This window comes from Flavobacterium resistens (assembly GCF_900182645.1).
GTDB lineage: Bacteria > Bacteroidota > Bacteroidia > Flavobacteriales > Flavobacteriaceae > Flavobacterium > Flavobacterium resistens.
The window spans coordinates 259,899-275,614 of the sequence record NZ_FXTA01000003.1 but is presented as its reverse complement, the minus strand read 5'-3'; the positions used below and the strand labels follow the sequence as shown (position 1 = coordinate 275,614).

General features: G+C 33.5%; 13 protein-coding genes. 3 read left to right on the top strand and 10 right to left on the bottom strand.

Translation table 11 applies throughout. The features are described 5' to 3' along the window. Positions 1-42: 42 nt before the first annotated feature. On the bottom strand, positions 43-777 hold the full coding sequence (gene truA, locus FN795_RS12560) for a tRNA pseudouridine(38-40) synthase TruA (RefSeq protein WP_142450915.1): 735 nt from the start codon (positions 775-777) through the stop codon (positions 43-45). A 462-nt stretch (positions 778-1,239) separates the two neighbouring features. Here truA and FN795_RS12555 point away from each other — a divergent pair, with 462 nt between their 5' ends. Both FN795_RS12555 and FN795_RS12550 read left to right on the top strand, forming a co-directional pair. Continuing rightward, a complete protein-coding gene (locus FN795_RS12555; RefSeq protein ID WP_142450914.1) occupies positions 1,240-3,156 on the top strand; it encodes an SPFH domain-containing protein in 1,917 nt (638 codons plus the stop codon). 222 nt (positions 3,157-3,378) lie between these two features. Further along, positions 3,379-3,873 (top strand): metallophosphoesterase family protein, encoded by a 495-nt coding sequence (locus FN795_RS12550; protein ID WP_142450913.1) that lies wholly within the window; start codon positions 3,379-3,381, stop codon positions 3,871-3,873. Positions 3,874-3,879: 6 nt separating this feature from the next. Here the strand turns inward: FN795_RS12550 and FN795_RS12545 are convergent, their stop codons facing one another. From FN795_RS12545 to FN795_RS12535, 3 genes are all read right to left on the bottom strand, one after another. Then, on the bottom strand, positions 3,880-4,797 hold the full coding sequence (locus FN795_RS12545) for a sensor histidine kinase (protein WP_142450912.1): 918 nt from the start codon (positions 4,795-4,797) through the stop codon (positions 3,880-3,882). Between the two features lie 31 nt (positions 4,798-4,828). Further along, positions 4,829-5,491, bottom strand: coding sequence for a response regulator (locus FN795_RS12540; protein WP_142450911.1), 663 nt, complete (start codon positions 5,489-5,491; stop codon positions 4,829-4,831). Between the two features lie 146 nt (positions 5,492-5,637). Further along, positions 5,638-6,054: a DUF4293 domain-containing protein gene (locus FN795_RS12535; protein ID WP_142450910.1), complete on the bottom strand. Its 417-nt coding sequence runs from the start codon at positions 6,052-6,054 to the stop codon at positions 5,638-5,640. A 181-nt stretch (positions 6,055-6,235) separates the two neighbouring features. Here FN795_RS12535 and rho point away from each other — a divergent pair, with 181 nt between their 5' ends. Further along, positions 6,236-8,074 (top strand): transcription termination factor Rho, encoded by a 1,839-nt coding sequence (gene rho, locus FN795_RS12530; protein ID WP_142450909.1) that lies wholly within the window; start codon positions 6,236-6,238, stop codon positions 8,072-8,074. A gap of 147 nt (positions 8,075-8,221) precedes the next feature. Here rho and FN795_RS12525 read toward each other — a convergent pair whose 3' ends face one another. The 6 genes from FN795_RS12525 to FN795_RS12500 form a co-directional block, all read right to left on the bottom strand. Then, on the bottom strand, positions 8,222-9,238 hold the full coding sequence (locus FN795_RS12525) for a M28 family peptidase (protein ID WP_035647090.1): 1,017 nt from the start codon (positions 9,236-9,238) through the stop codon (positions 8,222-8,224). A 6-nt stretch (positions 9,239-9,244) separates the two neighbouring features. Next, positions 9,245-10,234 (bottom strand): DUF3667 domain-containing protein, encoded by a 990-nt coding sequence (locus tag FN795_RS12520; protein WP_142450908.1) that lies wholly within the window; start codon positions 10,232-10,234, stop codon positions 9,245-9,247. A gap of 43 nt (positions 10,235-10,277) precedes the next feature. Then, positions 10,278-11,051, bottom strand: a complete 774-nt coding sequence (locus FN795_RS12515) for a dienelactone hydrolase family protein (protein ID WP_142450907.1) — start codon at positions 11,049-11,051, stop codon at positions 10,278-10,280. A 101-nt stretch (positions 11,052-11,152) separates the two neighbouring features. Then, on the bottom strand, positions 11,153-13,351 hold the full coding sequence (locus FN795_RS12510; RefSeq protein ID WP_142450906.1) for a penicillin acylase family protein: 2,199 nt from the start codon (positions 13,349-13,351) through the stop codon (positions 11,153-11,155). A gap of 2 nt (positions 13,352-13,353) precedes the next feature. Next, on the bottom strand, positions 13,354-14,217 hold the full coding sequence (locus tag FN795_RS12505) for a cyanophycinase (protein ID WP_142450905.1): 864 nt from the start codon (positions 14,215-14,217) through the stop codon (positions 13,354-13,356). 11 nt (positions 14,218-14,228) lie between these two features. Continuing rightward, complete coding sequence (locus tag FN795_RS12500) at positions 14,229-15,710, bottom strand: M20/M25/M40 family metallo-hydrolase (protein ID WP_142450904.1); 1,482 nt, start codon at positions 15,708-15,710, stop codon at positions 14,229-14,231. Between the last annotated feature and the right edge of the window lie 6 nt (positions 15,711-15,716).

Below are 15,716 nucleotides of genomic sequence, written 5' to 3'. Positions count from 1 at the left end.
CTCAAAGTTTAAAGCTTAATGCCTAAAGCTTATAGTTTACAGCTACAAATAATCGTATTTTATTTCGGTTAAATATAAACCATGCGCAGGAACCGAAAATCCTGCTTTTTCTCTGCTTTTACTGGCAATAATATTTTCAAAATCAGACAAAGAGATTTTATGCAGTCCTATATTTACTAAAGTTCCCACAATAGAACGAACCATATTTCGTAAAAAACGGTTTGCTGAAATCGTAAAAATCAATTTGTTGTTTTCTTGTTTCCAATATGCCTCAAAAACCGTGCAATCAAATGTATTAACATCTGTATTTACTTTAGAAAAACATTGAAAGTCGGTATGATTCAATAAAATTTTCGCAGCTTCATTCATCAAAGCTACATCTAATTTTTGATTAAAATACCAGCTGAGTTCCTGTGAAAACGGATTTTTAACAGTGTTGATATGATATTCGTATGTTCGTTTTGTAGCATCAAATCGGCAATGCGCTTCATCATGAACCAAAATAATGTCATAAATGGCAATATCTTTCGGCAAATACGAATTCAGTTTATGCACTAAATTTGGGATGTCTAATTGAGTTTCAAAATCAAAATGCCCATACAGTTCTTCGGCATGAACTCCAGTATCAGTGCGTCCGGCGCCCATAACATTTATAGGTGAATTTAGTAAAACTGAAAGTGCTTTGTTTAGGGTTTCCTGAACAGAAGACGCATTGGGCTGAAATTGCCAGCCATGATAATGGGTTCCGTTATAAGCAAATTGAATAAAATATCTCACAGTAGAGGTTCAAAGGTTCAGAATGGCAAAGGTACGAAGGTTTTTTTGAAGATACTAAGATTCTGAGATGCTAAGATTCTAAGGTTTTTTGCATGACGTTATCGTAGAGACGCACTGCGGTGCGTCTAACGCCAGATTGGAAAATTTTTACTTATATATTAGGTGTAATAGTTCGATATAAATGAAAAATCGATTAACATCAATATTATAAAATTCAGAAATGAAAACTTACCATAACAGTTTCTTACAATCTCAGAACCTTTGTTAAAATCGCTTAAAACCCAAAATGCGAATCATAGTTTGTTCAGTTAAAAATCGTGTCAAAAATTGACAATTCCAACGATATAATTTAAGCCAAATTTTAACATTTTTAAGCAGAAATTTCCAAATGTTAATTTTTAAAAAATTTCATTTTAACATTTCATATTTCTCCTATGTTTGTACAACTAAATATCAAAAACTATGAATGAAATTACTTCTTATTGGTGGATACTTTTAATTTTATTTGCCTTTCTTTTTTACAAATTTATTTTACGTGTTTTCTTCGGAATGGTAATCGTTCCTGAGGATAAAATTGGTTTAGTGACCAAAAAATTCGTTTTGTTTGGAGCCGACAAATCTTTGCCAGATGGCCGTATTATTGCGACTAAAGGCGAAGCGGGTTATCAGGCGCAAACACTTGCTCCGGGTTTATACTGGGGAATGTGGATCTGGCAATATTCAATCGATATGACTGGATTTACGATTATTCCGGAAGGAAAAATTGGATTGGTTTTAAGTAAAGACGGAAAGGAAATTCCAACCGGACGCATCTTGGCCAGAAGAGTAGACAGTGATAATTTTCAGGATGCTACTGCATTCTTGAATAATGGAGGTCAAAAAGGCCGTCAGACTGCTTTTATCACTACAGGATCTTATCGTATTAATACGTTTTTATTTGAAATTGTAGTGGCAGAGCAAATTAAGATTTATGAAAATATGATTGGTATCGTGACGGCCCTTGATGGTGAACCAATTCCGCAAGGTCAGATCGCTGGTAAGTTTGTTGAAGCGCATAATAACTTTCAAGATTTTGACAAGTTTTTGGAAAGTGGCGGAAATCGTGGTTTACAGCCTCAGGTGATGTTGGCAGGTTCGTATTATATCAATACATGGGGAATTCAAATTGAACAAAATCCTATGACAGATGTGCCAATTGGTTATGTTGGTGTTGTAATTTCCTATATTGGAGAAGATGGTCAGGATGTTACCGGAGATACTTTCAAACATGGAAATATTGTTTCAAAAGGACAACGTGGTGTCTGGATGGAACCTCTTGGACCTGGAAAATATGCGCTAAATAAGTACACTACTAAGTTAGAAGCGGTTCCAACAACCAATTTGGTTTTAAACTGGGCAAATGCTAGAAGTGAATCACATGATTTAGATAAAAATCTGTCTACGATTACAGTTCGTTCAAAAGATGGTTTCCCCTTTAATCTAGACGTTGCGCAAATCATACACGTACCGGCTGCTGAAGCGCCAAAAGTAATTGCACGTTTTGGAAGTATGAATAACTTGGTTTCTCAGGTTTTAGAACCAACGATTGGTAACTATTTCAGAAACTCGGCTCAGGACAGTGATGTGATTTCGTTCTTGACAACAAGAAAAGAGCGTCAGGAATCGGCTAAAAATCACATTAAATTGGTGCTTGACGAATATAACGTAAATGCTGTTGATACTTTAATTGGAGATATTGTTCCACCTGATTCGTTGATGAAAACTTTGACTGATAGGAAATTAGCTGAAGAAGAGCAAAAAACATATCAAACACAAAGAATGGCTCAGGAACAGCGTCAGGGTATGGAAAAAGAAACTGCCATCGCTGATATGCAGAAAGAAATTGTTCGCGCTTCGCAAAGTGTTGAAATCGCACAAAGAACTGCCGATGCAACTGTAAAAAAAGCAGAAGGAGATGCAACAAGTTTGAAACTGAATGTAAATGCCGAAGCTGAAGCAACAAAAATGCGTGCAAGTGCTGAAGCCGAAGCGACTAAAGCAAGAGCAGGAGCACAGGCAGAAGCAACAAGATTAAATGCCAGCGCCGAAGCTGAAAAAATCTCAAAAACAGGTTTGGCTGAAGCGGAGAAAATTATGGCGATTGGTAAATCAACTGCCGAAGCTTATCAACTTCAGGTGAGTGCAATGGGAGGTGATAACTTTACCCGTTATAAAGTAACTGAAGAAATTGGTAAAGGAAATATCAAAGTAATTCCAGATGTATTGATTTCCGGAAATGGTGGTTCTGATGGTTCAATTAGTGGATTATTAGGATTGAAATTAATGGAAATGATGGATACCAAAGAATTAAAAGAAGGAAAAAATCCTAAAAAACAATAATTGTTTTTAATCGAAAAGATTTTTAAAATAAAACAGATTCAAGCAAAACCGATTTACGAAAGTAAATCGGTTTTTTTAATTTTCCCTAATCCAGACATTATATGCATTGCGGTTAGTTAGTCTTTACAATTAAAAACCTTTGTGACTTTGTAGCTTTGAATCTTTGTAGCTTTGAAAAAAAACCTTAGTATCTTAGCAACTTAGAATCTTAGCCTCTTAAAAATGACAAAAATCCTTCTTCTTTCTGATACTCACAGTCACATTGACGATACTATTTTAAAATATGTAGTACAAGCTGACGAAGTTTGGCATGCCGGAGATATTGGAGATTTGAATGTTACCGATACAATTAAAAAATTAAAACCTTTGAGAGCAGTTTACGGAAATATCGACGATGCTAAAGCACGGTTGGAATTTCCATTAAATAATCGTTTTATGTGTGAAAATGTTTCCGTTTGGATTACACATATTGGAGGTTATCCGGGAAAATACAATCCGAATATCAGAGAAGAAATGACTGCAAATCCTCCTAAATTATTTATTTGTGGACATTCTCACATTTTGAAAGTGATGTTTGATAAAAAGAATAATTTATTACATATGAATCCAGGTGCGGCAGGAAAAAGCGGTTTTCATCAAATGCGAACTATGCTTCGATTTGTAATTGATGATGATAAAATCAAAGATTTGGAAATTATTGAAATCGGGAAAAAATAATGGTTTTTAATGCGGAATCGGGATTTTTATTTTTATAGTAGTACCTTGATTCATTTTTGAAACAATGTCAAAACTTCCTTTGAATTTCTTGATTCGGGCTCGTATTCTGTTTAAACCAAAACCTTCATATTCATCCGTTTTTCTAGCATTAAAACCTAGTCCGTTGTCTTGTACTTTAATGATGAAATTGTTTCCTGTTTCGCTTAGAATTAATTGTGCATTTGTTGCTTTACTATGTTTTATAATGTTGTTAAAGAGTTCAGATATAATAAAATAGATTTTCATTTCAAATTTTTCGGTATATCGTTTATTGGATGAAATTGAACAGGTAAAATCAAAATTTAGAGTACGATTTGAGGTTTTTTCGCATAAATCTTCCAATGCATAAATTAACCCAAAACGAACCAAAAGACTAGGAACAAGGTCATGTGATATATCGCGCAGAAGATCATGTGCTTCGGCTAAAATGGCTTTTGCTTTTTGGATTTCTTCTGATTGTATACTGTTTTGTGTGGTAAAAGTATTGAGATGAAGCCCTACAGACGATAGTAGCGAATTGATATTGTCGTGTAAAAAAGAAGCTATTTTTTTACGTTCTATTTCTTGAGTATCAATTCCGGAATTAATGACATTTAGAAGAATCTTTTGCTTGAGATCTTTTCGTTTTATTTTTTGTTTTAGTTTATTGTTTTGATAAAAGAAATAAAATAAAAAAAAGAGGATAATAACAAGAACAATCCCTAAACTGACTACTTTTTTATTTCGAAGTTTTTCAAGCTTATTTAATTCGGCAATGCTTATTTTTTTTGATATAGATGTGTTTTGAACGTTTTCTTTTGGAATTTCTTTTTGCTGACTAAAAACAGTATTTTCATTAAAAAAAAGCAGGAAAAAGAATATGATTGAAATTCTAAAAATATGCATAATTACAACTGTTTTTATATCATTTTTCAGATTATGGATTTATTAGATTGTGTTTTAAAGCATATTTGACTAAGCCAATTGTGTTTTTTGTCTGTAGTTTTTTCATGATATTTTTTCGATGCGTTTCAACAGTATTAAGACTGATAAAGAGCTGCTCGCTTATTTCTTTTCCACTGTATTCGAGAGATATTAAAGTGACAATTTCAATTTCGCGCGGACTTAAAATGGGGTTTTCAATATAGACGTTGTTGTTTAATTGTGGATTATTTTGCGTAAAACTGTTGAATATTTTTTCTCTTATCGAATCTGAAAAATATTCTTGTCCTTCATAAACAGTTTTAATTGCTTCAATAATATTTTCACCTGCACTTTTTTTTGTGAGATAACCTTTTGCTCCTAATTTCACAACTTCTTTAATGATCTTTAAATCATCATAACTAGAAAGAATAATAACCTTCAATGTATTTTTTTGAGCATAGAATTCCTGTAAAACTTTAATCCCATCTTTTTCAGGCATGCTGATATCCAAAATCAAAATATCAGCATTATTTTGAATAACATCATTATATACTGTAGTTCCATCTAAGGAACTGCCTACAACCTCAAAGTTTACAACTGTTTGTAATAAATTGGTAAGGCCATCAATAAGTACTTGATGATCATCTGCAAGATGAATCCTTATTTTTGATGTCATGATAATTTGATTTTGAAAAGGCAAATTTACCAAGTGAATCATCTTTAGAAGTGCTCTTTAAGTCTGATTTATAATAATATAAGACACAAAAAAAACCCGAATAAATATTCGGGTTCTTCTTCGCACAAAAAATTAAGTTTATAGGTTTATCTCAAACGATCTACAGATTTTACAAGATCTTCGTCCTTTTTGATGGCCTTATTAGCTAAAACTAATAATACGATAGCAACAATTGGAAGAAACATCCCAATACCTTTCTCAGAAACAGCCGTAGCTGCTTCTCCAGATAAATTTAGTGATCGATATACAAATAATCCTAATAAAATTAAATTTAATATTATGTTCAGCCTGTTCATAACAAACTGATTTTGTCTTTTTTTGTATGAAATAATACTGATAATAGTCAGCATTGTACTTAATCCTAATAATACAGTGTAAACCTGATCCTGCATAAAGTAAAAAGGTTTACCGCCGTTTACTGACCAAAGTGGTATAAAAAATAATAAAACCCCTGTAATTACAAAGGTAAGAATTAAATATACGGTTTGAATTCTTTGTAACATAACTTGAAATTGTTTTACAAAAATATATTTTCTTTTTTATAAATACTATTGTATGATTAAAATTTATTCGTATTATTGCATCATAATACCGTAAGCACTTCATACTGCGGTCAATTGAAATAATTTATCTACCTACTTTTTACAGTATTTCCTTTAAAATAATTAAATTCATAGAACATTCATGTTTGATATTTCTGCATTAAAAGAAATGAAGCTTTCTGAGCTTCAAGAAATAGCTAAGTTGGCTAAAACTATAAAGTTTAATGGTGTTAAAAAAGAGACTCTGATTACTCAGATTTTAGCGCATCAAGAAGCGACTATTGCGCCGCCGGCACCTGCTGTGGCTGATAAGGAAATAGCAGACGAAAAACCAAAAAGAGCAAGAATAGCTCCTGCAAAAAAAACAGCAGCACCAAAAAATGCTCCAGTTTTAGAATTTGATAAAGCAGAAGAAGCTGCGCCTGAAAAAAAGGAAGCTGCACCAACAGCTAAGCCGAAAATTCAGTCGACACCAAAAATTCAGTCTGAACCAAAAGTTCAGGAAAGTACGGAAAGCCCTGTAGAAGTGAAAAAAGAGCCAAAAATTGTTAAGTTCAACAAATCGGCTTATGAAAAAAAGGTAGCGCTGCAAAAAGAAAAAGAGGCAACAAAAGACACTGTAAAAGAAGTGATTGCCGAAGAAAGTACTGAAAATGCTGCTCCAATCGCAGAAAAAACGGAAAATGCCCCTCAGGTAAAAAAGATAAATCCGAATCAAAATAAAAATCAAAACCCTAATCAAAACCAAAACCCGAATCAGAATCCAAACCAAAATGGAAACGGTAATGGAAATGGGAATAACGGAAATCAAAACCCAAATCATAAAAATAAAAAGAATAATAATTTCAGAGATTCAGATTTCGAATTTGACGGAATTATCGAAAGTGAAGGTGTTCTTGAAATGATGCCAGACGGTTACGGATTTTTACGTTCATCAGATTATAATTATTTAGCTTCTCCAGATGATATTTATTTATCAACTTCACAAATCAGATTGTTTGGTTTAAAAACTGGAGATACAGTAAAAGGAGTGGTTCGTCCTCCTAAAGAAGGTGAGAAGTTTTTCCCTTTAGTTCGTGTACTTAAAATCAATGGTCACGACCCACAAGTAGTTCGCGATAGAGTTTCTTTTGAACACTTGACACCAGTTTTTCCTTCTGAAAAATTCAAATTAGCCGAAAAAGGCAGTTCTATATCAACTCGTATTATCGATTTATTTTCTCCAATAGGAAAAGGACAACGTGGTATGATCGTTGCACAACCTAAAACGGGTAAAACAATGCTTTTAAAGGATATTGCAAATGCAATTGCCGCCAATCATCCTGAGGTTTATCTAATCGTTCTTTTGATTGATGAACGCCCTGAAGAGGTTACCGATATGCAAAGAAGTGTTCGTGGTGAAGTTATCGCGTCAACTTTTGACAGAGAGCCACAGGAACACGTGAAAATTGCTAATATCGTTCTTGAAAAAGCAAAACGTTTAGTTGAATGCGGACATGATGTTGTAATTTTATTAGATTCGATTACACGTTTAGCTAGAGCATACAACACGGTTCAGCCAGCTTCTGGAAAAGTATTGAGTGGAGGTGTTGATGCGAATGCATTACAGAAGCCAAAACGTTTCTTTGGAGCTGCAAGAAATGTAGAAAACGGTGGTTCATTAAGTATCATCGCAACTGCACTGACTGAAACAGGTTCTAAAATGGATGAGGTTATCTTTGAAGAATTTAAAGGAACTGGAAACATGGAACTTCAATTGGATCGCAAAATTGCAAACAAACGTATTTTCCCTGCAATTGATCTTACTTCGTCAAGTACACGTCGTGATGATTTATTATTAGACGAAAAAACATTACAGAGAATGTGGATTATGCGTAAATATCTATCAGATATGAACCCAGTAGAATCTATGGATTTTGTAAACGATCGTTTCAAGAAAACTAGAAATAACGAAGAGTTTTTGATTTCGATGAATGACTAAGGAAAGGTTCTCAAGGTACTGAGGGGCTAAGGTTCTGAGGTTTTTTGCTTTGAGATTATTTAAAATATAAAAAAGGGATGAGTTTTTAAAACTCATCCCTTTTTGCTTTTTTAACCTTAGAGCCTTAGCCCCTCAGAACCTTAGTACCTATTTCTTATCAACTACAGGTCTGTTTTCTCTGTTTGCTAAATCCCATGCAAGTACAAAGGCAAGTTGTGCTCTTTTTGCTAAGGCGTCGTATTCTATTTTTTCAGGTGTATCATCTTTTCCGTGGTAGTCTTCGTGAACTCCATTGAAGAAAAAGATTGACGGAATACCATGTTTTGCAAAGTTGTAATGATCAGAACGCTCGTAAAAATGATTTGGATCTTTTGGATCATTAAATTTAAAATCCAAGTTCATTTTAATGTATTTATCATTTTGAGCTACAACTGCATTGTGTAATTCACTAGATAATCTGTCTGCTCCAATTACATATACGTAATTATTTGTATTTGCGTGCTCAACATCGCGACGTCCAATCATGTCAATGTTGATATCTGTAATTGTATTGGCAATTGGGAATAAAGGATTTTCAGAATAAAAACGAGAACCGTGTAAACCGTGTTCTTCACCAGTTACGTGAAGAAACAAAATAGAACGTTTTGGTCCATGTCCTTCTTTCTTAGCTTTTGCAAATGCTTTTGCAATTTCCATTACAGCTACAGTTCCAGAACCATCATCATCGGCTCCGTTGTAAACTTCACCATCTTTAATTCCAACGTGATCATAATGCGCAGAAATTACCAAAACTTCATTTGGTTTTTCAGAACCTTCGATATACGCCCAGATATTTTCTGAATCAGGTAAATTTTCATTACGTCTTGCATTTAAAAATGATGCTGGAATATGCTGATAGTAATCTGCAGCTCCTTTAGGGAATGAGATTTTATTTTTTTTGTATTGTTCGATCATATAAAGTCCGGCTTTTTTCTGTCCTTTCGAACCAGTTTCACGGCCTTCCATTTCATCAGAAGCAACAACATAAAGCATTTTTTTCAAGTCTTTTGCTGTGATCGAATTCATGTATTTCGTTGGGTCTGAATTGTCTTTTGAAGCAACAGACTGCGCATTTTTACATGAAAACGCCGAAGCAATTAATAAAAGAAGTACAATTTTTTTCATTTTGGGTTAGTGTAAATTAATGAATATGTATAAAACATAGAATATCAGTAAAAATAGAATAAAAAGAGAATTTATAACAAATAGAAGTGCACTTTTAACAAATGAAACAAATCGGCTTTCACCATAAAAACGATGATGTGCCGGATAAAAATAGTAGCACATCCATATGATTCCTACAAAATTTGTAATACCTGCTATTGCTTCTGCAATTCCATTTCCGCCAAATAACGCGGCTACTTTATTGACAATAAATAATATCAGAAAGATTAATAGCAAAAACGAAAAATAATGCAGTGTAAAAATTCCGTGGTCAAAATAATACCATCGCTTCTTACTGTGAAAAATCCATAGAAAAAAGGCAAAAAATGGCATTATGATGAAGAGGATTTTAGGGATATTATGAATGAAAGATTCTATGAATTTTTCTATAATTTCTTTTTTTGAATTGTTTTCAGTAACATGTATAGATTTTTCATAAACCCAATATTCAAACTCAGATAATTTTTGATCTTCCTTTCCGTATTTCTGAATGGAATCAATTTCTTTCATCGTTTTTAATTCGAAATGGCTTTTATCATTAAAAGTTGTAACTACTTTTTTATCTTTTTTGTCTTTTTTATCCTTTGTTGATGTTTGAGAAAAAAATTGATTTTCGCTCTTATTTATTTCTTCACTTACCTTATTTGGAAACAAGGCAATCAATAAAAAAGTAATAAAACTTATGAAAATATAAAGACGAACCGGAGCCAGATAAGACAGCCTTTTTCCAGAAAGATACTCTTTGGTTAATGTTGAAGGCTTTAAAAGTAAGTTTCTAATTGTTTTCCAAAATGCATTTTCATAATGCGTTAAATCTTCGAAAAAATGAACAAATAAATGATGGAAAGTTTTGCGGGTATCGCTATTTTCTTGTCCGCAGTTTGGACAAAACTTTTGCTCGACTACATGCCTGCAGTTCAGGCAGGTTTTGTCTTCTCTGATTTTATTGTGTGACATTGGTTTATTTAGTTGATTTGGTGTTTTGGGTTAGTTTTTGTTTTTACTTTTTAAGTACTTCGTTTAAGAAAAGCAATAAATGATCAAAAGATCTTTTGGCGGCAACAGGATTATAGGCTGCGCCTTTAGAATTATCGCTTCCAGCTTCCGGATTTGTGAAAGAATGAACTGAATCTGCATAATAAATCATTTGCCAATCGGCTTTTGAGTCGCGCATTTCTTGCTGAAAAGCGGCAACTTCATCTTTTGAAACAAAAGGATCATCTGCACCATGACAAATCAAAACTTTAGCTGTAATTGGTTCTGTTTTTCTGGATGCATCTTTTCCTAAACCGCCATGAAATGAAGCCACTCCTTTTACGTTCAAATGTCCGCGTGCAGCTTCAAGAACGCCTGTTCCTCCAAAACAATATCCAATTACCACAATATTATCAGCATTTGCACCTGATTTAATTAATTCCTGTAATGCTGCATTGATTCTTTTTTGATAAGCTTCATAATTAGTTTTATAAAAACCTGCTTGCTTTCCTGCTTCTGAAGTGTTTTTTGGATAATTTCCTTCGCCATAAATATCGGCTATAAAAACATGGTAGCCCAATTTTGATAAATCTTCGGCATATTTTTTAGAAGCATTATCAATTCCAAGCCAAGCCGGCAAAAGTAAAATGCCAGGATTCTGACTGCTTTTTTTAGCAGATTTTATAGATAAACCATTTAATGCCTGATTTCCATCGGCATATTTTACGGGTTTTAATTGTGCGCTTATAGTGTTAGAAAACAGTATGGTAGCAAAAATAAGAAGGGCTGAATTTTTCATGATTTTACAATTTTAAACAAATATCAGAAATATTCTCTTATAAAAAAACCTCGAAAGAAAGTTCTTCCAAGGTTTGTTTGTAATGTTTTTTCTGATCAAAATTATTCGCCGGGATGATACGTTTTTTCGGCATTTTTAGTAACATCTTCTTTATAAAAAAGAACATCTTTAAATTGTCCTTTTCGATACATTTCGGCCTGATCAGTGAAATGTTTTGAGTTTTCGTCTCCACTGTTTCCGCCAGCCAACAATGATTTTGCTTTTATTTTTGGTCCAAATTCCACCGCACAGATAAAACTGTTTCCATTGTAACCATAGCGTTTTTTAGAATTATTCTGATAACTGCTTTTAAAAGAAGGCAAACTTCCCCAAGAACCGGGTCCGTAACCAATTGGAATACTTGGTTTTGAATCGTCATATTTTAAATCAATCGCACCGCTTGAACGCTGAAAGCGGTTGATTTCACCCCAAGCCACTTGCCATCTTCCAAATTTTGACTCTAAATCTTTCAATACTGCCTGCAATTGTGGGATCATTTGTGCTGCCGTAGCATTTTTTGCAAATTTCTTGGTGTTTTCAACTTGATCCAATTCTCCTTCGTCAATATAAGCTTTCAAAATAATTGGGTCTAATTTATAAGCCCATTCAACAGCCAGAGTAGTTGCAACTGAATTTTCTTTTGCATAATAATCCCAGTATTTCAGTATCGAAATAGGCTCTTTTAATGCAGTATATTCTGGAGATTGTACGTTTATGTTTTTTTCGAAAACATTAACTAAACTTGGAATTAATATTTCGAAAATTGATAATTTAGAATCATAACCATCAGCTATTACTTTGTCCAAAGTATAATTATTTCCTTTGCTGAAAATTCGGACTGCATTAATTCCTCTAAAATTTTCTCCATCTGGCGCCATATAAGGAATATAATCAGCTTTTTTGGGACTGTTAATCCCAGCAACAGAAAAAGGAGTAGAGTTGCAGTTTTGTAACCAGCCATTTACAGGATTATAAATATGAACGGTTTCATTTACATCATGCAAACCTTTCCATTGTGTTGCAGAAATTGAACCATCAATTACTTTTGACCAATTTAAATTTTTGTCCCGAATTGGAATAAAATTGCCGTGCCAATACGCTATATTTCCTTTATTATCGGCATAAACAGTATTGTTTGATGTATTGGCTTTCAAATCCATAGCTTTTTTGTAATCATCAAAATTGGTCGATTTTGTTCGTACCCAACTTTGAATCAAACTTGTCATTGATCTGTTATTTGATTTTAAACTGATCCATTTTCCGTCGCGTTTAGCCATAATTGGACCGTTGTTGGTAAAATAGGTTTTGAATTTTTTTGGAATCAATTTTCCATTTTCGGTATAATTGATCGTGATTTCTTTCTCAATTACAGGCAACAGTTTGTTGTCAAATTCGTAGAATAATTTACCTTTTTGATTGACGATTTTTTCAGCATACATATCTGCCACATCAACGTTTGATGATGTATGCATCCAACCGCAATTTTCGTTGAAACCTTGATAAATAAAGAATTGTCCCCAAGTTACCGCGCCGTAAACATTCAAACCTTCTTCGCTGGTAATTTGAACTTCGGGTCTAAAATAAAAAGTTGTATGCGGATTTATGTATAAAATCGCATTTCCGTCAGCGGTTTTAGATGGTGCAAATGCAAATCCATTTGATCCGGTTTGGACGTATTTTTCTCTTTCTACGTAAGCCACTTTATCATTATTTCCAGAATAAAAAGCTTTTAATTCGGCTGTTGAAAGATCGGCGGTACTAATCGCGCCAATACTTCCATCCGTCCAAAGTAGCGGAAACCATGGTTCAAAATGTGTTAAAAGCGCTGGTTTTACTTCAGGATGTTTGTATAAATAAAAATTGATGGCATCGGCATAACTATTCAATAGCTTTTTTAGCCATACAGGTGCTTTAGTATAATCAGCTTTAGCTTCGTCGACGTCAATCAAAAGTTTGATTTCTAAATCATTGTACAAGACCGATTGTCCTTTTATTTCAGAAAGTCGTCCCAGTTTTTCAATATAATTCATTTCAATTCTTTTGAAATCGTCTTCGCATTGCGCGTACAATAATCCAAAAACCGCATCGGCATCTGTTTTTCCATAAACATGAGGAATTCCCCAATTGTCTCTAATGATGGTAACTTGTTTGGCAAGATTTTCTAATCGGGCGACTTCTTTTGTGTTGATTTTTTGTGCCGAAATTTGAAAACTCACACAAATGAAAAAGAAGGATTTTATTATTTTAGAATAGAAATGCATGATTATTTGATATTAAATTTTTGACCGGGAGTGTAAATGCTCATTTGTAAATTCTCGATCGATATAAGATTGTTTTTGTTTGATTTTTTGATGCCTTGTGGTTTGCGAACTACAATAACTTCGCTTTCTCCAGCAACTTCAACCTGATTATTTCGAACAATAATTGCAGTTGCTTCATCGATACCAATTCCTGTTAGTTCTGGAAATTCAACCAAAGCAGAAAGCAATCTGTTGTAACGGTTTCTTTTTAAGAAATGTTGATCAATAACGGCCGTTTTCAATAATCCCAAACCTTCAGAAGTTTCTAAATTATCGTATCGAATATTGTCAAAAGTGCCCGAATATTCTTTTTCTAATTTCTGATTCCCAGTAATCATTTTTTCAGACATTACGGCGGCTCCGGCGCTCGTTCCAGAAATTGTGCTTCCACTTTCATATGCTTTTTGAATTGCTGTTTTTATAGGCGTATTATGAACAACTGCCATGAAACGGCTTTGGTCGCCTCCGCTTATAAAAATCAATTTTGCTTTTTGAACAGAATCTGTAAGTTTTTTATTTTGTGCGGTTGCTGCAGTGAAATTCAGCATCACAATAGGATTCTGAGTTAGTTTCACCATTTGCGTTTTAAAGAAAATAAACGAACTATCCGGCTCTTCGCTTGACATTGGCAAAACCACTATATAATCTTTTTTTCCTAATTCGGCGACAGCCAAAGCCTGTTTCATCAACGCATCTGAACGATCGCCTCCGCCAATGATGAATAATTTTCCTTTTGGATTTTGAGCCTGCATTAAAAAGCTTGTCAATAACAATAAAGCCGAAATTGATTTTTGGAAAGAAAATTTAAAAAGAAACTGATTTTTCATAGTTATTCGGTTTAGTTATTCTGATTTTCTAAAAATTTTGAAAGAGAAGAATTGACAATAAAAAGCACATCTTCTATTTTGTCAAAATCTACTTTCGAAGCTTTGTCGTTCGGTGTATGATAATCATCGTGAAAACCGCTGAAAAAAGTCATAATAGGAATTCCTTTTGTGGTAAACGACGCATAATCACTTCCTGAATGCCCGTTTGTTTCCCATAAATCTAAAGTAAACGGCTTTTGAAGTTTCGCATTGATTTCGGTGGACATCTTTTTTAAATTTCCATCTTCTTTTTGAGTTCCGATACTCAAAATTCGGTGTAATTTGTCTTCAGGCGCGCTTCTGGAAATCATATCCATATTGATCGCCAACAGTATTTTTTGTTTGTTGAAATCAAAATTCTGAACAAAATATTCACTTCCTAAAAGTCCCATTTCCTCGGCAGTCCATGAAGCAAAAAGAATATTGCAAGGAGGTTTTATTTTAGATTCTGACCATTTTTTTGCTAGAGCCAGCATTCCTGAAGTTCCCGATGCATTATCATCGGCACCGTTGTAAATTGAATCTTTTATAATTCCTAAATGATCATAATGTGCACCAACGATAATAGTTTTTGTAGTGTCTTTTCCAGGGATCATTCCCAATACATTTGTAACGGGAAAAGTTTTTGACTCTAATGCTATCGAAAAATTGATTTTTACTTTTTGCAATGAAGTAGAAGTGAGGCTACTTTTTGATGGAATATTAATTTTTGAAAAAAGGTTTTCAGCCGTTGTTCTATGAATTTTGAATACAGGTATTGAAGTTGTAACTGAGTTTTCTAAAGAATGAAAAACCTCATTTTTTGTGGTGTTTGGAGACTTAAAATATTCGTGTGTTTCAATAACGATTAAGGCAATTGCGCCTTTACTAATGGCCGTTTTTAATTTAGTTTCTTCTAAATCATTTTTTTCAGGAAATATCTTTTTGAATTTTTTATAAGTTGCAGAAGTACTGTCCTGATCGCTTGGGAATCCACTTAAAACTACAACAATTTTATTTTTTGCATTGAGTTTTTTATAATCGTTATAATTTTCTTTTGGTAGACTTAAACCATAGCCTGCAAAAACTACATCTGCTTCTTTTTTGTTGATAGAGGCTGAAATTGGAATAGCTTGAAAATCTTTTTCTGAAGAGAGAGAAATGGTTTCCTGATTTCCTTTTTTGAATTCTAGAGAAGTGTTTTTAATAGTATGTTCTTGAATTTTAAATATTTGATAGTAATTTTTGATTTTAGTGAAAGGTTTTAGATTGTAAGCATACATTTTAGAGGCAATGTAATCAGCAGCCATAAAAGCGCCTTTTTGATTGGCTTTTCGACCTTGCATCGAATCTGAAGCTAAAATAATTATTGCTTCAGAAAAATCACTTTTAGAAGGATTTGGAACTGAAATCTGCGAAAACAGCATTGATTTACAACAAAAAAGAGTAAATAAAAGCAGGATTCGTAAACGCATTTTTTT

Coding starts and splice junctions, on each gene's coding strand:
- FN795_RS12555 (WP_142450914.1), top strand. CDS start 1,240: ATGAATGAAATTACTTCTTATTGGTGGATACTTTTAATTTTATTTGCC.
- FN795_RS12535 (WP_142450910.1), bottom strand. CDS start 6,054: ATGTTACAAAGAATTCAAACCGTATATTTAATTCTTACCTTTGTAATT.
- FN795_RS12520 (WP_142450908.1), bottom strand. CDS start 10,234: ATGTCACACAATAAAATCAGAGAAGACAAAACCTGCCTGAACTGCAGG.
- rho (WP_142450909.1), top strand. CDS start 6,236: ATGTTTGATATTTCTGCATTAAAAGAAATGAAGCTTTCTGAGCTTCAA.
- FN795_RS12550 (WP_142450913.1), top strand. CDS start 3,379: ATGACAAAAATCCTTCTTCTTTCTGATACTCACAGTCACATTGACGAT.
- FN795_RS12510 (WP_142450906.1), bottom strand. CDS start 13,351: ATGCATTTCTATTCTAAAATAATAAAATCCTTCTTTTTCATTTGTGTG.
- FN795_RS12515 (WP_142450907.1), bottom strand. CDS start 11,051: ATGAAAAATTCAGCCCTTCTTATTTTTGCTACCATACTGTTTTCTAAC.
- FN795_RS12540 (WP_142450911.1), bottom strand. CDS start 5,491: ATGACATCAAAAATAAGGATTCATCTTGCAGATGATCATCAAGTACTT.
- FN795_RS12505 (WP_142450905.1), bottom strand. CDS start 14,217: ATGAAAAATCAGTTTCTTTTTAAATTTTCTTTCCAAAAATCAATTTCG.
- FN795_RS12500 (WP_142450904.1), bottom strand. CDS start 15,710: ATGCGTTTACGAATCCTGCTTTTATTTACTCTTTTTTGTTGTAAATCA.
- FN795_RS12545 (WP_142450912.1), bottom strand. CDS start 4,797: ATGCATATTTTTAGAATTTCAATCATATTCTTTTTCCTGCTTTTTTTT.
- FN795_RS12525 (WP_035647090.1), bottom strand. CDS start 9,238: ATGAAAAAAATTGTACTTCTTTTATTAATTGCTTCGGCGTTTTCATGT.